Origin of the sequence: Campylobacter concisus (assembly GCF_902460595.1) — a bacterium.
In the GTDB taxonomy this organism is placed as follows: domain Bacteria; phylum Campylobacterota; class Campylobacteria; order Campylobacterales; family Campylobacteraceae; genus Campylobacter_A; species Campylobacter_A concisus_BL.
In genome coordinates, this window is record NZ_CABPVA010000021.1 from 1 (window position 1) to 2,602 (window position 2,602).

Genomic DNA, 2,602 nt, shown 5'->3' on the forward strand with positions numbered 1-2,602 from the left:
CCAAGGGTATTACTACAGCCTTGATAGTATAAACTCTGCTTATATAGCAAACATCCTTGATAGTCTATATGAAGCAAGAAATGAGAGCATAAGTAAATTTAAAAAAGAGGCCAAAGATAAAAACGTAAAAGCTTCAGCTTTAGTAATGGCTAATAATATAGACCTAGACGCCAAAGGTAACATAAGCCTAGCTGGAAGCGTAGTGGCTGATAATATAAATTTAAACTCACAAAATTTAAACCTAAATCACCTAGAGCTAAACTCTAAAGATCTAAATTTAAAAGCTAATGCGGCAAATATCAACTCAAGTGAAATTTCAGCTAAAAATATAAACATAGATGCCAATAATATAAGCTTAGACAAAGAGTCGTCTCAGTTTAGCAAAGCTTCAAATTTAAAAGCAGATGAGAGCCTAAATTTAAATGCTAAAGAAAATTTAAACATCACTGGCACAGGCTTAGAGGCTGAGAAGCTAAATTTAAGTGCAGATAATATAAATATAAACGCCAAAGAGTTTGCCTATAGCCATAGCGCAAAAGAAAAAGGCGTAGAATTTAAGCAAAGCATCCAAACGCTAAATAGCGCAAATCTAGACGCAAAAGATATAAATTTAAACTCTAAATCAAATACCAACATCAGCTCAAGCAATCTAAGAGCTACTAACAAGCTAAATGTAGAAGCTGGAAATGATATATATGTAGTTGGTGCAAATACAAACGAGAGCACGGAGACTAAAGAGAAATCAAAAGGCTTTTTCTCTAAAAAAGAGTCTCAACTAATGGCAATAAATCAAAAGGTCATTAGCTCAAATTTAAACGCAGGTGATATTAGCCTAAAAGCTGGGGGTAATCTGGCTCTAGTCTCATCAAATCTAAATGCTAATAATATAAATTTAAACGCAGATGAAAACGTTATAGTTGATGCTAATCACAACGTAGAAGCAAGCCAAAGCTTTACTAAAAGCTCACGCTTTTCATTAAAACCAACATCTCTTTATGAAAGCAGCCTTCATCTACTTGAAAAAGGCGATAAAAAAGCAGTTGCTGCAAATTTAAACGCAAATGAAAACATAAATATAAATGCAAACAACATCAGCCTAAAAGGTGCAAACCTAAATTCACAAAAAGATATAAATTTAAATGCCAATAGCATAGAGATAACAAACTCTAATGATGAGAGCTATAGAAACGAAGTTAGTAAAAAGAGTAAGATAGGCTTAATCTCAATTGGTGAGCACATCAAGAATTTAAAAGCAGACCTAATACAAAAGCTAAATCCTATAAAAGATCTAAAAGCAAAAACAAAAGACACATCTATAAAAGTACCTGTCGCAAAAGCTAGCTTAGAGAACAAAAGCTCAAAAGAGAACTGGCTAAATGCAAACTCGTCAAATTTAAATGCAAATGGCGACATAAACCTAAACGCAAAAGATGATATAAATATAGTAGGCTCAAATTTAAACGCCAATGAAGCCATAAATTTAACTAGCCAAAACTCAAATATCAAGCACTCAACCAACCTCTACGCCAAAGATACATCAAGCAAAGAGGCGACTGGCACACTATCTATCACTGCCCAAAACGAATATGCGCAGATCGCTCCAGCAGCACTTGCTCTAAAAGAGGCGATTGCTCAGCTAAAAAGAGTGAAAAAAGAGTACGACAACTATAAAAAAGAGAAGTCAAAGCTAGAAGCTAGCCTAAGTGATATAAAACAAAGATATAGAAACAAAGAGGTAGGCATCGACTACTCTGATATAGAAGAAGTAAGCGATATCTTAGAAGAGTATAGAGACGAGGAGAAATACTTTAAAGAAAACATTCTTCTTGCAACTGAGAATGTAAATGCCAAGAATTTAGCACTTATAACCCAAATAGCAGCAGCTATTGCAAGCTCAGGCACATATGGATTTAGCGTAGGAGTAAGGGCTGATCTTGCTACCACTAAGCAAGAGAGCTCTTTAAAACAAACTAGCTCAAATAAGTCTAGTCTAAATGCTAAACATATAAATATAAACTCGACTAAAGATATATCTATCACTGGCTCAGACCTAGCATCAAAAGAGGATATGAGCCTAAGCTCAAACAACCTAAATATAAACTCTAGTGAAGATAGTTTAAAATATAAATCAAACACCAAATCACTCACAACAGGATTTGGTTTTACATTTTATGGGGCAAACTCTAGCTCACTAGAGCTTGGAACAAATAGCTTAAAACAAAGCGAACAAAGCCTAATAAACAACAACTCTCATCTTTACTCAGCTAAAGATATGAATATAAACACAGCTAATGACGCAACCATCAAGGGAGCAAATTTAAGAGCTGATGAGAGATTAAATTTAAAAGTAGGAAACAACCTAAGTCTAGAAAGCACCAGAGATATAAAAGATGCTAGCTCTAAAAGCAAGGGTATAAATTTAAGCGTAAGCTACTCTGGAGCAACTAATGCTAAAAACTTTGCATCTGGAGATAGATCTCTAAGCTCTGTTGGAGCTAGCTTTAGCAAGTCAAACTCAAATACAAAGATAAAACAGACAAACCTCTCATCTATAACAGCAAATGAGCTAAACGTAGAGGTAGGTAAAAACACTCATCTAAAA

Annotated in this window: 1 protein-coding gene; it reads left to right on the forward strand. The window is 34.4% G+C overall.

Annotated elements, in window-relative coordinates; all coding sequences use genetic code 11:
• A partial coding sequence (locus tag F3G86_RS10025) for a hemagglutinin repeat-containing protein (protein ID WP_188116460.1) occupies positions 1–2,602 on the forward strand: 2,602 nt, incomplete at both ends.